This is a genomic window from Ulvibacter litoralis (assembly GCF_900102055.1).
GTDB lineage: Bacteria > Bacteroidota > Bacteroidia > Flavobacteriales > Flavobacteriaceae > Ulvibacter > Ulvibacter litoralis.
The window spans coordinates 323,931-342,425 of the sequence record NZ_FNBA01000002.1 but is presented as its reverse complement, the minus strand read 5'-3'; the positions used below and the strand labels follow the sequence as shown (position 1 = coordinate 342,425).

20 protein-coding genes and 1 riboswitch are annotated in these 18,495 nt (G+C 37.1%); of the genes, 8 read left to right on the top strand and 12 right to left on the bottom strand.

The genetic code is table 11. The features are described from left to right. The 3 genes from BLQ00_RS07590 to BLQ00_RS07580 are packed head-to-tail and all read right to left on the bottom strand — an operon-like array spanning position 1 to position 1,491. Positions 1-543, bottom strand: a complete 543-nt coding sequence (locus tag BLQ00_RS07590) for a DUF4252 domain-containing protein (protein WP_093142672.1) — start codon at positions 541-543, stop codon at positions 1-3. A gap of 17 nt (positions 544-560) precedes the next feature. Next, the gene (locus BLQ00_RS07585) at positions 561-998 is read right to left on the bottom strand and encodes a hypothetical protein (protein WP_093142669.1); all 438 of its coding nucleotides are present in this window, start codon (positions 996-998) and stop codon (positions 561-563) included. Then, positions 985-1,491: an RNA polymerase sigma factor gene (locus tag BLQ00_RS07580; protein ID WP_093142667.1), complete on the bottom strand. Its 507-nt coding sequence runs from the start codon at positions 1,489-1,491 to the stop codon at positions 985-987. The genes BLQ00_RS07585 and BLQ00_RS07580 overlap by 14 nt, the downstream gene beginning before the upstream one ends. Before the next feature lie 234 nt (positions 1,492-1,725). Here BLQ00_RS07580 and BLQ00_RS07575 point away from each other — a divergent pair, with 234 nt between their 5' ends. Then, positions 1,726-3,123, top strand: coding sequence for a S41 family peptidase (locus BLQ00_RS07575; RefSeq protein WP_093142664.1), 1,398 nt, complete (start codon positions 1,726-1,728; stop codon positions 3,121-3,123). Positions 3,124-3,138: 15 nt separating this feature from the next. Here the strand turns inward: BLQ00_RS07575 and BLQ00_RS07570 are convergent, their stop codons facing one another. Together BLQ00_RS07570 and BLQ00_RS07565 are read right to left on the bottom strand one after the other, a co-directional pair. Next, positions 3,139-4,203 carry a YncE family protein gene (locus BLQ00_RS07570; protein WP_093142662.1) on the bottom strand — a complete coding sequence of 355 codons (1,065 nt, stop codon included), beginning with the start codon at positions 4,201-4,203 and terminating at the stop codon, positions 3,139-3,141. Positions 4,204-4,209: 6 nt separating this feature from the next. Next, entirely contained in the window at positions 4,210-6,039 is a 1,830-nt protein-coding gene (locus BLQ00_RS07565) for a TonB-dependent receptor plug domain-containing protein (protein ID WP_093142659.1), read from the bottom strand. A 23-nt stretch (positions 6,040-6,062) separates the two neighbouring features. Further along, positions 6,063-6,257: riboswitch (cobalamin riboswitch) on the bottom strand. Positions 6,258-6,306: 49 nt separating this feature from the next. On the opposite strand from BLQ00_RS07565, the gene BLQ00_RS07560 reads away from it, so the two are divergent. The 6 genes from BLQ00_RS07560 to BLQ00_RS07535 are packed head-to-tail and all read left to right on the top strand — an operon-like array spanning position 6,307 to position 11,562. Beyond that, positions 6,307-7,443 (top strand): ABC transporter substrate-binding protein, encoded by a 1,137-nt coding sequence (locus BLQ00_RS07560; RefSeq protein WP_093142657.1) that lies wholly within the window; start codon positions 6,307-6,309, stop codon positions 7,441-7,443. Further along, a complete protein-coding gene (locus BLQ00_RS07555; protein WP_093142654.1) occupies positions 7,443-8,474 on the top strand; it encodes an iron ABC transporter permease in 1,032 nt (343 codons plus the stop codon). The genes BLQ00_RS07560 and BLQ00_RS07555 overlap by 1 nt, the downstream gene beginning before the upstream one ends. Continuing rightward, positions 8,474-9,268: an ABC transporter ATP-binding protein gene (locus tag BLQ00_RS07550; RefSeq protein ID WP_093142652.1), complete on the top strand. Its 795-nt coding sequence runs from the start codon at positions 8,474-8,476 to the stop codon at positions 9,266-9,268. Before BLQ00_RS07555 ends, BLQ00_RS07550 begins: the two co-directional genes overlap by 1 nt. 27 nt (positions 9,269-9,295) lie before the next feature. Then, positions 9,296-10,624: a DNA recombination protein RmuC gene (locus BLQ00_RS07545; RefSeq protein ID WP_093142649.1), complete on the top strand. Its 1,329-nt coding sequence runs from the start codon at positions 9,296-9,298 to the stop codon at positions 10,622-10,624. A 12-nt stretch (positions 10,625-10,636) separates the two neighbouring features. After that, entirely contained in the window at positions 10,637-11,005 is a 369-nt protein-coding gene (locus BLQ00_RS07540) for a 6-phosphogluconate dehydrogenase (RefSeq protein ID WP_093142648.1), read from the top strand. Continuing rightward, entirely contained in the window at positions 11,005-11,562 is a 558-nt protein-coding gene (locus tag BLQ00_RS07535) for an acyl-CoA thioesterase (RefSeq protein ID WP_093142645.1), read from the top strand. Before BLQ00_RS07540 ends, BLQ00_RS07535 begins: the two co-directional genes overlap by 1 nt. Before the next feature lie 97 nt (positions 11,563-11,659). Here BLQ00_RS07535 and BLQ00_RS07530 read toward each other — a convergent pair whose 3' ends face one another. The 7 genes from BLQ00_RS07530 to rpmH all read right to left on the bottom strand — a co-directional run bounded on the left by BLQ00_RS07530 (position 11,660) and on the right by rpmH (position 17,713). Next, positions 11,660-12,235 (bottom strand): T9SS type A sorting domain-containing protein, encoded by a 576-nt coding sequence (locus tag BLQ00_RS07530; protein WP_093142643.1) that lies wholly within the window; start codon positions 12,233-12,235, stop codon positions 11,660-11,662. Between the two features lie 54 nt (positions 12,236-12,289). Continuing rightward, entirely contained in the window at positions 12,290-13,174 is an 885-nt protein-coding gene (locus BLQ00_RS07525) for a DUF5777 family beta-barrel protein (RefSeq protein ID WP_093142640.1), read from the bottom strand. A 6-nt stretch (positions 13,175-13,180) separates the two neighbouring features. Then, positions 13,181-13,558, bottom strand: a complete 378-nt coding sequence (locus BLQ00_RS07520) for an OB-fold protein (protein ID WP_093142638.1) — start codon at positions 13,556-13,558, stop codon at positions 13,181-13,183. A gap of 10 nt (positions 13,559-13,568) precedes the next feature. Beyond that, on the bottom strand, positions 13,569-14,126 hold the full coding sequence (locus tag BLQ00_RS07515) for a YceI family protein (RefSeq protein WP_093143921.1): 558 nt from the start codon (positions 14,124-14,126) through the stop codon (positions 13,569-13,571). Between the two features lie 11 nt (positions 14,127-14,137). Continuing rightward, positions 14,138-14,503, bottom strand: coding sequence for a c-type cytochrome (locus BLQ00_RS07510; protein ID WP_093142635.1), 366 nt, complete (start codon positions 14,501-14,503; stop codon positions 14,138-14,140). A 94-nt stretch (positions 14,504-14,597) separates the two neighbouring features. Beyond that, a complete protein-coding gene (carB, locus tag BLQ00_RS07505; RefSeq protein ID WP_093142633.1) occupies positions 14,598-17,450 on the bottom strand; it encodes a carbamoyl-phosphate synthase large subunit in 2,853 nt (950 codons plus the stop codon). 101 nt (positions 17,451-17,551) lie between these two features. Next, entirely contained in the window at positions 17,552-17,713 is a 162-nt protein-coding gene (rpmH, locus tag BLQ00_RS07500) for a 50S ribosomal protein L34 (protein WP_082830860.1), read from the bottom strand. A 163-nt stretch (positions 17,714-17,876) separates the two neighbouring features. Here rpmH and BLQ00_RS07495 point away from each other — a divergent pair, with 163 nt between their 5' ends. Next, entirely contained in the window at positions 17,877-18,443 is a 567-nt protein-coding gene (locus BLQ00_RS07495) for a hypothetical protein (protein ID WP_093142630.1), read from the top strand. The last annotated feature ends 52 nt before the right edge of the window (positions 18,444-18,495 follow it).

Below are 18,495 nucleotides of genomic sequence, written 5' to 3'. Positions count from 1 at the left end.
TTATTGTTTTTTCTTGTTAGTATCTATGTTTTTCAATTCGTCGCTTCCTGGAACTTTCAATTCAGAAGTAAGCTTCGAAATTTGCTTCAGATCAATATTACCTGTAATGCTCATGATTACTGTCATGTCTTTACCGTCTACATTTCCTTTTAAGTGCATCAACAACTCACTTACAAAGTTTTCACTTTTCCCTTCTTTGGAATAAAACTTAATTGTTTTCTTGTCATCTTTGGCACGCATTAATTCTCCTAGTCCTTTTGAACTTGCAACATATTTCGCTACGGAAGCATCCATTTTTAAAGCTACTGAAGGGTTTTCGGTCGTAAATACTTTTATATTCTCTAAGTTATCGACCATTGCCAAATACTCTTTCGCTTCTGGATCGCTAGAATCTAAATCCATTTTGCTCAGTAATTTGAACATGTTTTTAGTTACCACTACTGACGACACGTCTTTTTCATCTTCGAAAGAGTCGAATGCGTTTTGCGCAGAGGCAATCATTGGTGCTAAAACTAGTGCTATTAAAATTGCTATTTTTTTCATATCTATTTATATTAGGTTTATTTTAAAATTTTATTTGTTGTTTCTGAAAATTGACCAACTAACGCCAATTGTTCGGTTCCGTTATTAAAGTTTTGTGATAAAAGAAGCATCGCTTTTTTACTTTCGTTGAATGCGGTTAATGCTTCTTGTTCTTCTTGTGATAAATTAGGTTGCGTAAATACAAATCCAGCTATAATCGCCACAACTGCTGCTGAAGCTGCAATACCATACCACCAATTTCTAGAGGTTTTCGTTGTTTCTTCTGAAAGAACCAGTTCTTTATTTAAAACTTCTTCTTTTGCCAATTGTAAGCTTGAAAATAAAGGAACATACTCTTTTAAATGGGGTGCTACTGAAGCTTCTGTAAAATAAGACCGTAGCGTAGCTTCTTCGGCCAGCGTGGTGTTTCCTTCAAAATAAGCTTCTAACAGTTTTTCTATGTTAGCTAATTCCATATTTGTATTGTTTACGTAATTGTTCTCTAATTGTTTTTCGGGCTCTAGACAATGAAACACGTACTGCTGTTTCGTTACTATCGACCATTTTTGCGATTTCTGAAAATTCAAATTCTTCGATATCGCGTAATTGCATGATGATTTTTTGTTGTGCCGGAAGGGATTCCATCAATTTAAATACAATACTCACTCCGTCGTTTGCCTCAAGCTGTCGTTCTAAACTTTCATTGGCTTGGTAATTACTATGTACAATCTTCAAGTTTGATGCCTGTTTCGATTTTAAGCGATCTAAGCAATAGTTTTTCGTCATTGTAACAGCAAATGCCTGCGGACTTTTATACTTCTTTATTTTGTCTTTGCCCTTCCATAATTTCAAATACACTTCTTGGACAGCATCTTCAGCTTCATCACTAGAAACAAGGATTCTTTTGGCAAGTCTGTACAGCATATCTTTAAATGGAAGTACTGTTGCTATAAATTCAGTTTGTTTCATTTTTGGTTCGTGTTAGCTTTCCGAAGTAATCCTTAGTTGTGCCCTTCTTTCATTATGACGAGTATCCCTCAATTTTGTTACAATTTATTTTACACTACTCAAACGAATGTACCTAAAACGGAAGAAACCCCTTATATTCAGGCTCATTAAATTATTCTTCGCATCAAGTTTTCACAATAACAATAATGTGCTTACTTTAGGAGTTTAGTAAACAAATGATTTAAAAAGCTTCCAATGAAAAAGAAATTATTCCTACTTCTCTTTGCCGTTTCAGTTGTCATGACCTCTTGTTTTAAAGATAATGATGACGAATTACAAGTAGCTTCCGCAGCCGAAATTCAAGATTTTATTTACCGCGGACTTAATTTTTTCTATCTCTATAAGGAAGATACTTCAGAATTAGCAAATGACGCGTTTGTTTCTGAAGACGAAAAAAACGCATTTATCACTAGTTTCGATACTCCAGAATCCCTTTTCGATTATTTAAAATCAGATCAAGATCGTTTTAGTCTTTTGGTCGACGATTACATTGCTCTTGAAAATTCATTGGCTGGTGTAACTCTCACCAACGGAATGGAGTTTGGATTGGTATTTTATCCCGATAATAGTGGAAATGTATTTGGATATGTACGTTTTGTACTTCCAAATACTAGCGCTGCTTCGGAAGGATTAACTCGCGGACTTATATTTAATACTATCGATGGACAACAGATTACCCAAACCAATTACAACGATTTACTAGCACCTGAAACTTACACCATTGGATTTGCCGATTTTAATGGTACCGATATCATTCCTAACGGACAAAGTACTACGCTTACTAAAACAGAATACACTGAAAATCCGATTCAAGTTTCTAGAACACTTACTGTTGAAGGACAAAAAGTAGGATATTTATTATACAATGCGTTTACTGCCAATTTCGATTCACAATTAAATGCTGCATTTGCACAATTTCAAGCCGATGGTGTTACCGATCTTGTTTTAGATTTACGCTACAACGGAGGGGGTTCTGTTCGAAGCGCAACCTACCTTGCCGGAATGATTACAGGGCAGTTTACAAACCAAGTGTTTTATACCGAGCAATGGAACGAAGACCGCCAAGCTGATTATGCCGAAAACGGACTTTTTGTTGACAGTTTTACTACGGGTGAAGCGATTAACAGTCTTAACTTAAATAGAGTATTTATTATCGGAACAGGAAGAACTGCTTCCGCAAGTGAATTAATCATAAATGGATTGGATCCTTATATTACCGTTACTCAAGTAGGAACAGCTACTACAGGAAAGTTTCAAGCTTCTTTTTTATTGTACGATGCTCCAGCACCTGAATTTAGTAGAAGCCAAGCAAACCCAGCACATTCTTATGCAATGTTACCGTTGGTTTTCAAAACTGCCAATGCGAATGGAAATACAGACTACATAGATGGTTTGTTACCTGATATTGAGCTAAGCGAAGATTATAGCAATTTAGGGGTTTTAGGAGATCCTAATGAGCCTCTTTTAGCGGCTGCTTTAAATGAAATTTTACCAAGTCCGAGACCGGTGCGTCGTAATTTCACAACGCTTGAAGAGATTTCTGAAAGTAAAGCTAGCACTCCAACCTATCAATTAATGGTGGCAGAGCACTAGCTTTTAAATATTTTCTTAGTTGTTAAAGTAGATTCCTCCTGGAATAATACCAACCGTAATAGACTGTTCTTCTACTTGCGTTGCAAGATCATACACTTTTAACGTACCATCACTTGCGTAATCGCCAGCATCGGTAGCGTATAATTTTCCGTTATGCGCGGTCATTCCGTAGAAAAATCCTGAAATAATACTTGTTGTAGGCAAAGTAGCTGCTGCAACATCCATCGTGTAAACTTCACCGTTTAGTGTGTAATACAAATCAGACCCTTCCGAAGTCAACAAACTTGGATGCTCAGTTACTTCAAATGTCATTGTTGCCGACACTGTATTTGTAGCTGTAGAAACTTTTACCAAGCTCCCAGCTGTTTCAACAGTTGCATACGATGGCGCTCCACCACACAATACCCAAAGGTCTGACCCTATAAGCACCATAGAGTTTGGTACATCTCCTACCGTAATTGTAGTTGAAACTGTATCTGTAGTGGTATCAATTACAGAAATCAAGTTGTTTTGTCCGTAAGCTCCTTGGTGTGCTACATATAGGTTTGTTCCTACTGCAATAACTTTCTCAGGACCTAATGGCAATGCGATTGTTTCCGTCACTGTGTTTGTAAGAAGATCGACAACAGCAATGTAATCGTCAGTTTCTACAAAAGCGTCTCCCCAGTTTGTAATATATCCTTTATCCCCTACTGCTACAAAATTTCTCGGATTATCTAACCCGTCAGTGATTGTAGCTTCCGATTCAAACGTATACCGATTTACCACTTGAACAAGGTGTGAGTTATTCGCTACGATGTACGCAGATTCAGCATAAAAGCCCATTGAGTTTACAACGTTCCCAATATCTGAACTATTTACAGTATTATAAATTGATTGTGATACGCTCGAAAAATCATTTGCTACAAAAGTAATGGTTCCTGTTCCTGTTCCGAAAGGTCCTTCATTTGCAACAAAAAAACCTGCTTCATAATCTCCTAATGGCAATGGTGGTGAATCGATAGCATCGTCGTCACTACTACAAGAGACAAATAAAAATGTAGCTACTAATAGGTACGTTAGTTGTTTAAAAATTTTCATTGGTGTTTAAAATTTAATGTTTATGAATGTTTGAATGTTTCTGTTTGGCATGGGCCTGTACGCCACATTTTCGTAATAAGTATTAAAAATATTATTTGCATTGACACCTAGCATAATCAAATTAGTCTTCGGTCCTAGTGTGTACGAGGTGCGAATATTGGAAACCGAATGTGCTTTTACACTCCCTTTATTATCGGTAGTGGTAAATGCTTTTCCGTTGTAATAGCTTTGATATTCAAATTGAAAACGGTTATAGGTATAGGTAAACAAGCCTGTCGCTTTGTGAAACGGCACATACAATTGCTGTTTCTGCTTTTCTACATTAAACGCCTTGGTATAGGCGTAATTGGCTTGAATTTCAAAGTCATGCTTCTGAAAACTGGTTTTATATGTTGCTGAAAATTCTCCGCCATAGTTTTCTACTTCGGAAACATTTTCGGGCATCCAAACACCGCTCGCATTTGGTCGCCACTGAATCAACTCATTTGAATGTATATAATACGCTGTCGCTTCCAACTGAAGCTTTCCGAAGTGAAACACATTGCTCAACTCTCCTTGTAACGACGATTCTGGTTGCAACGCATCGTTTCCTCCCGCATTCCAATACAAATCATTAAAGGTCGGAACTCGATAATTTTTAGACCCATTTGCTTTTACCGTGTACCAATCTGCTACTTTATATGAAGCATCTGCCGAGAATAAAAAAGGATTGTCAAAATCGTTTAAAAACGACTGTCGAACGCTGGCACCATAACTAAAAGCATCGGTTACTTGATGGTGCAGCATTAAAAAGAAGGTAAGCGTATTTCGTGTATTGGTACCAATATTGGTTCCTTTTCCTTCAATTCGCGTGTAGTTTGCATTAAAACTCAGTTTTATATCTTTCTGAAGCTTGTAATCGAAAGCATAATCACTCAGTAAGGTATGTGCTCTTCCACCGTCGTAATTATTGGTTTCTCTATTGGCGAAATACCAATATTGTTCATACAAATGTGCGACTTTAAGGGTAGATTCGTACTTTTTCCCAAAAACCTTCCATGAAAAAAGATTTCGTGTGGTAACATCTTCATACCGACTTCTCGAAATCGCAGTGATGGTATTTGAAAAATTTCGCTTCCCTAGAAAATAATTGGTGTTCCAAGTAAAAAGGTGGTTTTTTCGCTTGAATCCTATATCGGTTCCTGCGTTAAAACGATTGAATTCCCCGTTTTCATTTTTCTGATCGGTTTCCAAATACTCATAATCATTTTCCGAAGAAATAAAATTGACATGCACATCGGCAAACATTGTTTTGCTTGCCATTTTCGTTTTAAAATTTCCTTCCACCGTACCAAAACTTCCGTATAAAAGCTTCAAATCGGTTTCCGAAAACTCTTTAAACACCATTTCATTGTTTAAATGAATACTTCCGCCAATGGCACCGCTTCCGTAGGGAACACTTCCACCACCACTACGCACGGTAATCGCATCGGAGGCCTGTGGCGCTATGGTATTAAAATCTGTTTGTCCGTTAAGTGCCGAATTTATTGGAATTCCATTCCAAATCACAGCCGTTTGTGACGCATTTGTACCGCGGAAAGAAGGCGATGAAACCATTCCGTAGCCATTCTCCTTAAAATAAATAGGCGTGCTAAATCGCAACACGTCGGTTAATGAGGTATGGTTGTCTAGTATAGAATCGGAAAGTGTTTGCAACTTAAACCCTTCCGAAAAATGGACAAGTTTAGAATCGTTTAAAACCACCGTATCTAAACGCTGTATGGTATCTGTTTGCGCATTTCCGAAGAAACCACAACACAGCAAAAACAATGATATAAGGCAATACTGTCTATTCATAAGCAACTTTTATCCCGAAAGTTTATTCTTTTCAAATTATGGCAGGTCTCCTGGCTTGTCATTAGTACTACCTTCCCGTTATTGCTAACAGTGGTTGAAGTGTGTACGATTCGCTTATTACGAACGACTTACAGTTGCGGGAACAGCTTCGGCATACAACCGAATTCCCTTTTAAGGAAAATCATTTAAAATTTTCCACCAAAATTCTGTGCAAAAATAAGCTATTTATTTGGTAGCGAAGCCAAACAAAAACTATTATTTTTGAGGATGCAAAAAATGTATTACCTCCTTAGTTTTCTCTTTTTATTTCTCTCCTGTAAAGAGGTTCAAAAATCAGATCCTGTTGTTTCTGAAACCAAAACTTCTATTGAAATAACACACGCCAAAGGATTTAAAATCAACACCTTTGACACGTATAAGACCATCACACTCACCAATCCGTGGCCAGGTGCTGAAAAGGAATTTACGTATGCTTTAATTTCAGAAAACACCAAATTACCCACTTCGGAAACCTTCGATGCGGTGGTTCAAATTCCCGTAAAAAAGATTGTAGTAACCTCTACAACGCACATTCCATCACTAGAAATGCTTGGTACTTCGGAAGCTTTAGTAGGGTTCCCCAATCTAAATTACATCTCTTCGGAAGCGACTCGAAAACGCATTGATGCAGGCTTGGTAACGGAAATTGGTAAAAATGAAGACCTAAATACTGAAACCCTTATCGATTTATCTCCAGATCTTGTGGTTGGCTTTGCCATCGACGGAAACAACAGTACGTTTAGCACCCTTCAAAAAACAGGAATTCCTGTGATGTATAATGGCGATTGGACCGAAACCTCTCCCTTAGGAAAAGCAGAATGGATTAAATTTTTCGGAGTGCTCTTCGGAAAGGAAAAAGAAGCCGACAGTATTTTCAACGCTATTGAAACCGATTACTATAAAACTAAAGAGCTTGCGAGTCAGACGCAAGTAAAACCAACCGTATTAAGCGGAGCCATGTATAAAGATGTTTGGTATTTGCCACAAGGAGACAGTTGGGCGGCTCAATTTATAGCCGATGCAAACGGAGACTACCTTTGGAAAGATTCGGAAGGAACAGGAAGCTTATCGCTCAATCTTGAATCTGTCTTGGAAAAAGGGCAACACGCACAGTATTGGATTGGCACCAGTCAGTTTACAACTAAGCAACAATTGGAAGAAACACATAGTGTCTATTCAAAATTTGATGCATTTAAAAATGATAAATTATACGGTTCTACGAATAAGAAAGGTGCGACTGGCGGACTCATTTACTACGAGCTTGCGCCTAACCGTCCCGATTTAGTGCTAAAGGATATTGTGAAAATATTGCACCCAGAACTGCTTCCCGACGATGAATTGTACTTTTTTACACACTTAGAGTAATGCACACCCAACCAACATATCGTGGTTTTTTCATCCTCTTGCTGCTTCTTTTAGCCGGTGCTTTTTTAATCAACGTAAGTCTAGGATCGGTATCCATTCCTTTTTCTGAAGTCATTTCCGGACTTACAGGCAACGGAACTACGAAAGCGTCTTGGCAGTACATATTAATAGAGTATCGTCTTCCCAAAGCCATTACAGCGATGTTGGCTGGTGGCGGCTTGGCAGTTTCAGGTTTATTGATGCAAACCTTATTTAGAAATCCGTTGGCAGGTCCTTTTGTATTAGGATTAAGTAGCGGAGCTAGCTTAGGAGTTGCCTTTTTAATTTTAGGGGCTGGTTTTTTCGGAGGTGTAATGGGCGGCTTTTTAACCAACGAATGGAGCTTGGTCATTGCGGCGGCATTGGGTAGTTTTTTAGTACTGCTTGCTGTTTTAGCCGTTACCTTTAAAATTAAAGATACGATGGCGATTTTAATCATCGGACTCATGTTTGGAAGTGTTACTGCTGCTGTGGTTGCGGTACTCTCCTACTTCAGTAATGCAGAACAATTACAGCAATACATTTTCTGGTCCTTCGGAAGCTTAGGAAATCAATCTTGGCAAGGTGTTTTTATTTTAAGCGTTTGTTGTTTCATCGGATTTGGGTTTAGTTATGTGAGCAGTAAATCGTTAAATGCCTTACTTTTAGGAGAAAACTATGCCAAAAGCATGGGCTTACACATTAAGAAAACTACTTTTTTACTCATCATTGCCACGAGCATTCTCGCAGGGAGCATCACCGCTTTTGCAGGTCCGATTGCGTTTGTCGGACTCGCAGTGCCACACGTAACACGGCAGTTTTTTAAAACATCAAATCATTTTGTATTAATTCCGGCAGTATTACTTTCGGGAAGTTTGTTGTTGCTTATTTGCGACACCATTGCACAACTTCCGTTTAGTGAATACACCCTCCCTATTAACGCGATCACTTCATTAGTTGGTGCTCCCATCGTTATTTGGTTATTGGTTCGGAAACGTAAATTGTTATTTTAATGGCTTCGGAAAAGAAAACAACGGTGTTAGAAGCTTCAGAAGTAAGCGTAGGATATTCGTCCAAAAAGAAGGCTATTGCCATTGCTGAAGCGATTTCTTTTTCTATTGCTGAAGGAGAACTCGTTGCCTTAGTAGGAAGCAATGGAATTGGAAAATCTACCTTGCTACGAACCCTCGCTAAAATGCAACCCGAATTGAAAGGGACCGTTTCGTTGAAAGGGAAAAACATCAATGAATATACCATGCTTCAGCTAGCCACTGAAGTTAGTATTGTACTGACGGAAGCTCCCGCTTCTCAAAACTTGACAGTGTTAGAATTGGTCACTTTAGGAAGACAACCCCACACCAATTGGATGGGTTCTCTTTCCGAAGAAGATATATCGATTATTCAAAATGCACTTCTGGTTACAAATACCGAAACCTTAGCCCAACGCAAATGTTTTGAACTGAGCGACGGTCAATTACAACGTGTATATATTGCACGTGCTTTGGCGCAAGATACGCCGCTAATTTTACTCGATGAGCCTACTACACATTTGGATTTATACCACCGCGCTTCTGTTTTAAAACTGCTAAAAAAACTCACCAAAGAAACGAAGAAAACCATTCTTTTTTCTACACACGAAATAGATTTGGCGATACAATTAGCCGATAAAATACTGGTTATGACACCAGAAATAGCCTATTTTGACACTCCTAAAAACTTGATTGAAGCAAAGCGATTTGAAGTTCTTTTTCCGGAAGACACCATCCAATTTGACCCAAAAACGGGAAGATTTACTGTTAAGAATTAAGTATCTTTACAGGAAACTTTACGATTAATGAGTGAAACATTTCTTTTTCTATTGCTAGCAGCTATCTGCCTTTTAATTGGTGCTTTTATTGGCAATCTATTTGCACGTCTCAAAAACAAATCGGAAACCAGTACCCTAGAAGCAAAGTTAGAACAAGCTAAACTTCAAGAAGAAAAACTAAGTGAGCGTTTTGAAGTAACATTACAAGAACGCGAGAGCATCCGTAAAGAAAAAGATTTCTTGAATTTAGAATTGACGAAACGTAATTCAGAATTTGAGAACTTGGAAGCGAAACTTCGCGAACAGAAAAATGAAGTAGAAAAATTACAGGAGAAATTCAGTAACGATTTTGAAGTCTTAGCCAATAAAATTCTGGAAAGTAAATCCGAAAAATTTACCAAACAGAACAAAGAAAATATTGATGGGATTCTAAAACCGCTTCAAGATAAAATAGAAAAGTTTGAACGTAAGGTAGACGACACGCATAAAGAAAGCATCGACAGACACGCCATGCTCCGTCAACAAATTATTGGGTTAACAGCGCTGAACGAGCAAATGAGCAAGGAAGCGACTAATTTAACCAAAGCCTTAAAAGGAGACAGCAAACTGCAAGGAAACTGGGGCGAGTTGGTATTAGAGCGTGTGCTGGAAAAAAGCGGACTGGAGAAAGACCGAGAATATTTTGTTCAGAACAGTTTTACCACCGACGACGGAAAACGTGTGCTTCCCGATGTTGTGCTGCATTTACCTGACAACAAAAAAATGATTATCGATTCGAAAGTATCGCTGGTTGCTTACGAACGTTTTGTGAATGAAGAAGACACTAGCATTCAGTCAGGATTTTTAAAAGATCATATTGGATCGCTAAAAAAGCACATCGAACAACTAAGTGCAAAAAACTATCAGGATATCTATAAAATTGAAAGTCCCGATTTCGTATTGCTTTTTGTTCCTATTGAACCTGCTTTTGCCGTTGCCATTAACCAAGATAATAGTTTGTACAATTGGGCATTCGAAAAAAATATTGTGATTGTTACACCTACGACTCTTTTAGCTACCTTACGAACTATTGATAGCATGTGGAATAACGAGAAGCAACAACAAAATGCCTTAGAAATTGCCACACAAGCCGGACGTTTATACGATCAATTTGTGAACCTGACCGAAGATTTACTGAAAGTAGGAAACCAATTAAATACCGTAAAAGGATCGTACGACACGACGATGAAAAAGTTAACTGGAAAAGGAAACTTGATTACCCGTGTGGAAAAATTAAAAAAATTAGGATCGAAAGCCAGCAAACAGATTAATGAAAAACTGTTGCTTAAAGCGAATGACGAAGACAACCTTGATTAATACAAAAGTACTATGAAAAAAATTCTATTTATTATCTTAGGAAGTCTTGCTGCACTGTATTTACTGTACTTCGCTTTTGTGTATTTTGTACCGTATAGTGAAGGAACTCGCGCTGGAGAATTGATAAAATTCAGTAAAAAGGGAGTGATGGTAAAAACCTATGAAGGAGAAATAAGCCAAGGAATTAGTGGTGCTCAAATCTTTGCTTTTTCAGTAATGGACAATGAAAAAGAGATTATTGAGAAAATGAACGAATACCAAGGTCAGTATGTAAAGCTTACCTATGTAGAACGTTTTAGTACGTTTTTCTTTTGGGGAGATTCCAAATACTTTGTCACGGGTATTGAACAAGAGAATTCACCGCATTTTAATCGAGAATAATGGAAACCATTCACAAACATGTAGAAGAATCGCAAGTAACGATTTCAGAACTAATGTTGCCGTCTCACACTAATTTTAGTGGAAAGATTCACGGGGGGTACATTCTTTCGTTAATGGATCAAATCGCTTTCGCTTGTGCTTCAAAACACAGCAAAAACTATTGTGTGACCGCTTCTGTAGATACAGTCGATTTTTTAAACCCGATAGACGTTGGTGAATTAGTAACAATGAAAGCATCCGTAAATTACGTAGGGCGAACTTCGATGATTGTTGGCATTCGTGTGGTTTCAGAAGATATTCACACAGGCGTTATAAAACATTGTAATTCTTCTTACTTCACGATGGTTTCAAAAAATGATGAAGGAGAAAGTGTTCCAGTTCCTGGATTAATTTTAGACTCTGAACAGGAAATACGGCGCTTTATAAAAAGTGCGCGACGTGTACAACTGAAACATTCTAGAAAAGATGAATTTAACCATGCAGCCTTCGACTCCTCAAAATACATAGATGAATTAAAAGAGCACAATGTGATTGTTGCTATGCGTCCAAAAAAATAAAAAGAGACTATCCAAAAAGCTATTGTACAATTGTAATACTGAACTCACTTTTTTAGACAGCCTCTTTCAAATAAGGTGTTGAATTAGCCTTTTAAAATTATTGCTTTACAATTTTAAACGTAGATTGTAATTCTCCAGATGTTGTGTTTACAAAATACAAACCAGCTTCCAAAGCTGCTGTATTAATCTCTGTTACATTTCCTGTAGCAGCCCCTTTCGAAACCAACTCCCCTAAAACAGTATAAATTTTATACGTATCTAATTGAAACAATGAAGTTACCATCAACTTATCTTGGACTGGATTTGGATAGAAATTGATATTAACTTTAAATTTATCATCTATTGAAGCAACATCATCTACGGTAATGGTTCCATTCATCCCAGGATGCACATCACATTGATAATTATTGGCTCCCACGTCTGTAAAAGTGAACGAAAATTGTTCTCCAACACCCGTTAATATTCCACTATCAAACGTTTCTGTACTACCAGCTATATTGGTAACTGTATGTGGCTGTGAATCTGTCCACGTCCAACGCACTGTGTCTCCAGGCTCAATGGTAACGCTAGCCGCAGCTCCCGTAATACCAATTGCCCAGTCAAGATCAAAAGTTGTTTGCGCCGAAGCTATTGAAGCTAGTAACGCCATAAATACTAAGGTAATTTTTTTCATAATTGTAGTTTTAAAGTTTTGTATAATCTGTTATACTTATAAAACAGTTACCCTTTAAAAAACCCTACTTATATTAAAACCAAAAAATACATCACCATCACTCCAGTCTCCTTGCCCTTGTATGATATACCCATCTTCAAACATTGCCTGTGCATTGGTAAAGTGCATTTGAAACACATGTCCACCCGTTTCAATATCTACTCCTACCGATAGTGAATTTCTATAATTTGAATTCCTGTTTCTGTTCAGATGCAATCCATAATCTAAATTAACACTCATTCGCTTTGTCAATTTATAGCGTCCTCCCAACCCTAATGCCAATTGGTCTGCTTTTTCATCATGAGCAATGGTTTCTCCGTTATCGAGCACCTCCCTACTTCGTGTTGCCAAATTTTCATGAATAAATGTAGGCGCCACTAACAATGAAAGAGACTCACTGATCTTACGTGAGATTAGAAGCTGCGACGTATAGGTTAGAATGTTTTCAAACGCTAGTTTTGGATATTGGTCTTTATCTAAAGACGTATTTGCAGTCACTAAATTATACCCAACAATAGTTACAGGAAACCCCTCTTTTTCTTGTGGAAAGAGTCGGTATTTGACATGCACTCCATATTTTTTTAGATACGAACTCCGGGCAACTCCAACATTAAGCCATTCATTTACCCCATAAATAAACTTTAATTGAGTTACTGCATTGTCTAAGCCGAAAAAATCATCGAATCCATATTTTACAGAACTAAATCGGTGTGCGACCACAAAGAAAATATCGCCTTCACTCGCTAGTTTTGTGGACTCAAAATTCACCACTTTCAGTCCTTTAAAAGCAGCGATAACTGTTTTATCTTCAATAACGTCGTTTTCTAAATCGCTTAAAAGATCCTCTTGTGAAAACAGTGCTGCTGATATAAAAAATACTAAAAGGCTGATTTTTCGCATACTTTATTACTTTATAATACTACATTGATCCATTTTAACCACTTCAAACAAATCGTCATACCCAATACACCTTCCTTTTATTATGACTGGAGTACTAAGTGATATATTCTTTAAGTCTGTTTCAAAATTGCAATTCACACTATTTGAAAGTGTAATGGTATTTTTTTCTATTTCTGAAACAGTTCCGGTAACAGTAATTGTTTTATTTAAAAGAGAAGCCGCGTCGTTCTTTTTGAATCGCTCTAACAAATAGGAAGCTGAGATTTCTAAACTCGATGTTTCTTCAGAGATATTTCGGTGTTCTTTATACAAATAATTATAACCTATATAGCCTGCAAAACCGAGAACTAGCACGATCATTAAAAATCCTTTTCTGTTTTTCATTTCTTGTTTCTTATTTATTGTTTTGTTGAAGTAGAAGAACCGCCGAAACTGAGACGATTTCAGCGATTTTACTACTTACTAAATTGGGGATGTTGATATTAAATTCTTTAGGTTTTAAGTCAAAATTGAGTTGCATCGTAATACCTTCATCTGTTTGTGAAATACGTACTGACGTATCAATAATTTTAGATTCGCCATGTAAGCTTAGCGTTCCTTTGAGGTTGTATTTTTTTTCTTCTTCGGAAAGTTTAGAAGCTATAAAATCTTCAATCGTGCCTTTAAATGTTGCTTTGGGATATTTGGAAGATTCTATATAGTTCTCGTTAAAGTGTTCTTCCATTAAAGCCACTTTAAATCGAAATCCTTTCAGCAGCGCTAAAACAGCAATATCTCCAGAAGTTGTATTTAACAAAGCACTGACTTGTGCATTGGTTGCCTTCACTTCTTCAAAAGAAGGTACGGAGGCTTCAAAAGTTATTATTCCTGTTTTGGTACTGTATCTTTCCTGCGCTTGCAATATACTGGTGGTGCAAATTAAAAAAGCAATAAGTAAAAAGATCTGTTTCATGAGTAAGTCTTTTAATTTTCTAACAATCCTTCCGTATCCCATTGTACTATGAGGTCTATGCTTTGTTGTGACATTCTTGGACCACCTAAAGGCATTAGTCCTCCCGCCCCTTCTTCTCTGTTTATTCGATCAAGCAACCCTCTTGTTTCGATAGCATTGGCTACTTCAGAATAAATTTCTAACGACATTGGTGCTCCATTTTGTGGCGGACTGCTATGACACGTAACACAATTGGCTTCAAAAATGGGACGTACGTCTTGATAGGTAATAAAAGAAGGAAGTTCTTCTTGCTGTTGTTCAATATCGTCATAGGTAGAGCTCGTACAGGCGGTAAACGAAATACATAAAAAGAAAAGCAAATAAAAAGAGGGTTTCATAAAAGTGTTTTATGCTGATGTTTCTTTTAAAACAATCTAGAAACAAAAAACCCTACCAAAATTTGATAGGGTTTTAAAATGTATAGGGAATGTATTATTTACTTAAATACATTTTACGTCTTGAATATAAATCGTAGAAAGCATCGTCTTTCAAATCATCAATAAACAGAATACTCTCTCCAGTACTCTTCATTTCTGGTCCCAATTGCTTGTTTACATTCGGGAATTTATTGAAACTAAACACTGGTTGCTTAATGGCATACCCATCTAAATGTGGCTTGAAATCAAAGTCTTTCACTTTACTATGTCCTAGCATCACTTTTGTTGCGTAGTTTACATAAGGTTCTCCGTATGCTTTCGCGATAAACGGAACCGTACGAGACGCTCTTGGATTTGCTTCAATGATATATACTTTATCATCTTTAATAGCAAACTGAATGTTTATTAAACCAACAGTGTTTAATGCTAAAGCAATCTTCTTTGTGTGATCTTTTATTTGCTGAAGTACTAAATCTCCTAAATTAAACGGAGGTAGCAACGCATTAGAATCGCCAGAATGAATTCCGCAAGGTTCAATATGTTCCATGATCCCTATGATGTACACATCCTCACCGTCACAAATTGCATCTGCTTCCGCTTCAATCGCACCATCTAAATAATGATCTAAAAGTAATTTGTTATTCGGAATTTTCCGAAGTAAATCAACTACGTGTTCTTCTAATTCTTGTTTATTAATAACAATTTTCATTCCTTGACCTCCTAATACATAAGAAGGTCTAATCAATAATGGGAAGTCTAATTGGTCTGAAAGTGCCAATGCTTCATCGGTTGTTTCAGCAACACCAAATTCAGGATAAGGAATTTCAAGTTCTTTTAAAATTCTAGAGAAACTTCCGCGATCTTCAGCCAAATCTAAGGCTTCGAAGCTGGTTCCTAAAATTTTAATTCCGTAGCGCTCTAACTTTTCAGCTAATTTCAACGCCGTTTGTCCTCCTAGTTGAACTATGACACCTTCCGGTTTTTCGTGACGAATGATATCGTAAATATGTTCCCAGAAAACTGGTTCGAAGTACAATTTATCTGCCACATCAAAATCGGTAGAAACTGTTTCAGGATTACAATTAATCATGATGGTTTCGTAGCCAATTTCAGAAGCCGCTAAAACCCCGTGAACACAGCAATAATCAAACTCGATTCCTTGTCCGATTCTGTTTGGACCAGAACCTAAAACAATTACTTTCTTCTTTTCGGTAACAATACTGTCATTCTCTGCATACTTTTTACCGTCGGCAGTTTCCATATCATTCTCGAACGTAGAATAGTAATAAGGTGTCTGTGCTGCAAATTCTGCCGCGCAGGTATCTACAAGCTTGTAAACACGCTGTACGTTTAGTTCTTCACGTTTTGCATAGACTTGACTCTCCAAACATTTCAACATGTGCGCGATTTGACGGTCACCGTATCCTTTTTGTTTGGCTTCTAGTAATAATTCCCTCGGAAGGGTCTCTAACGTGAAACTTGCTATTTCTTTTTCGAGCATGTAAAGTTCTTCGTATTGACGAAGGAACCACATGTCTATTTTTGTTATGTCGTGAATTCTACTTAACGGAATTCCCATTTGGATGGCATCGTAAATTACAAATACACGATCCCAACTTGCATGTTTTAATTTGTCGAGAATTTCTTGATAATCGGTATAACTCTTCCCATCTGCTCCCAATCCGTTTCGCTTAATCTCTAACGACTGCGTTGCTTTGTGAAGTGCTTCTTGAAAACTACGTCCAATCCCCATTACTTCCCCAACACTCTTCATTTGAAGTCCTAGCGTACGATCACTTCCTTCAAATTTATCGAAGTTCCAACGAGGGATTTTTACAATAACGTAATCCAAAGTTGGCTCAAATAACGCTGAAGTTGATTTGGTAATTTGGTTTTGAAGTTCATCTAAGTGATACCCAATTGCCAATTTACTTGCAATTTTAGCAATAGGATATCCCGTTGCTTTTGAAGCTAATGCAGACGATCTTGAAACACGCGGATTAATTTCGATGGCGATAATCTCTTCATTTTCATCAGGACTCACGGCAAATTGCACGTTACATCCTCCGGCAAAATCACCAATGCTGCGCATCATTTTAATGGCCATATCACGCATGCGTTGATAGGTAGGGTCACTCAACGTCATCGCTGGTGCTACGGTGATAGAATCTCCCGTATGAATTCCCATCGGATCCATATTTTCAATCGCACAAATAATAACAACGTTATCATTTCGGTCGCGCAACAACTCTAACTCGTATTCTTTCCAGCCCATCATTGCCTTGTCGATCATCACCTCATGAATAGGCGACACTTCAAGACCATGGCTCAATAATTCGTCAAAATCTTCTTCCTTATATACAATAGAAGCTCCAGCACCACCAAGGGTATACGAAGCTCTAATTACTAAAGGAAAACCAAACTCTTGAGCAATTTCTTTTCCTTCTAGGTATGAAGTTGCTGTCGCTTGCGGTGCCATTGCAACCCCAATTTTCTCCATTAAAGTTCGAAATTGTTCTCTATCTTCTGTGATATTAATAGCGTCTATATCAACACCAATAATTTCTACATTAAAATCTTTCCAAATCCCTTTCTCATCTGCTTCAATCGCTAAATTTAACGCTGTTTGTCCACCCATTGTAGGTAAAACAGCATCAATTTGAGGATGTTCTTTTAATATTTTAACGATAGACTTTGTCGTCAATGGCAACAGATATACATGATCTGCCATTGAAGGGTCTGTCATTATTGTTGCAGGATTGGAGTTAATTAAAACAGTTTCAATACCGTCTTCACGAAGCGAACGTAGCGCTTGAGAACCGGAATAATCAAATTCACAGGCTTGACCAATAACGATTGGACCAGAACCGATAATTAAAACAGATTTTATGTTGGTGTTTTTTGGCATTTGTACTGAACTTTTTCTATTTTGTAAAATTATGAATCTACAGGGTATAAAAAAAGGTGTTGTTTTTATAAACAACACCTTTTATATATAACTTATCAACATTATTTTTTATGACGAGTTTCAGAAGATACAGAAATTTTCTTTCTACCCTTTGCTCTACGAGCAGCAAGTACTTTTCTACCGTTTACAGAAGCCATACGCTCTCTAAAACCGTGTTTATTTCTTCTCTTTCTTTTTGATGGCTGAAATGTTCTTTTGCTCATTATATGTTACTTTATCTACTAAAATTCTATTCTTTATTACTTTAGTGCAAGTCGCCTAAAAGTCGGGTGCAAATATACAACGTTTTTTTACTTTCCCAAATGGAAAACATAAAATATTTTTGAATGTTTTTAGTACCTTTGCAAACCATTAAAAAAACAATGCATGTTTAATAAAAATTTCAAGCTAGTATTAGCAGCAATAACCATAGCTATCGCAGTGTGGCAATTTACTGAAACTAATATAGGTAACGGTATAATGTTACTACTTTTATCGCTAGTATTTATTTTCTTATATTTTAAAAACGAAATAATTCTTCTTGCTTTTCTAAGACTTCGGAAGCAGGATTTTCCTGGAGCAAAAAAATGGTTAGACCGAATTAGCAATCCAGAAGGAGCACTTATTCGTAAGCAACAAGGATATTATAACTACCTAAATGGGTTAATGATTTCACAAACCAATATGACTGAAGCTGAAAAATATTTCAAAAAAGCAGTCGAACTTGGTCTTTCTATGGATGCCGATATGGCAATGACAAAATTAAATCTTGCTGGAATAGCAATGACAAAAAATAGAAAACGTGAAGCTGAACTCTTGCTGGCTGAAGCTAAAAAACTTGACAAACATAATATGTTAGACGAGCAAGTTAAAATGATGAAGCAGCAAATGAAAAAAATGGGACAACCAAGACAACAATTTGGTCGTGCTGCAAATAGAGGCGGAAGAAGATAATAATTACCATTTTCGCACGTTATTCAGAAAAGTCTTACTGTGATTTGTATTT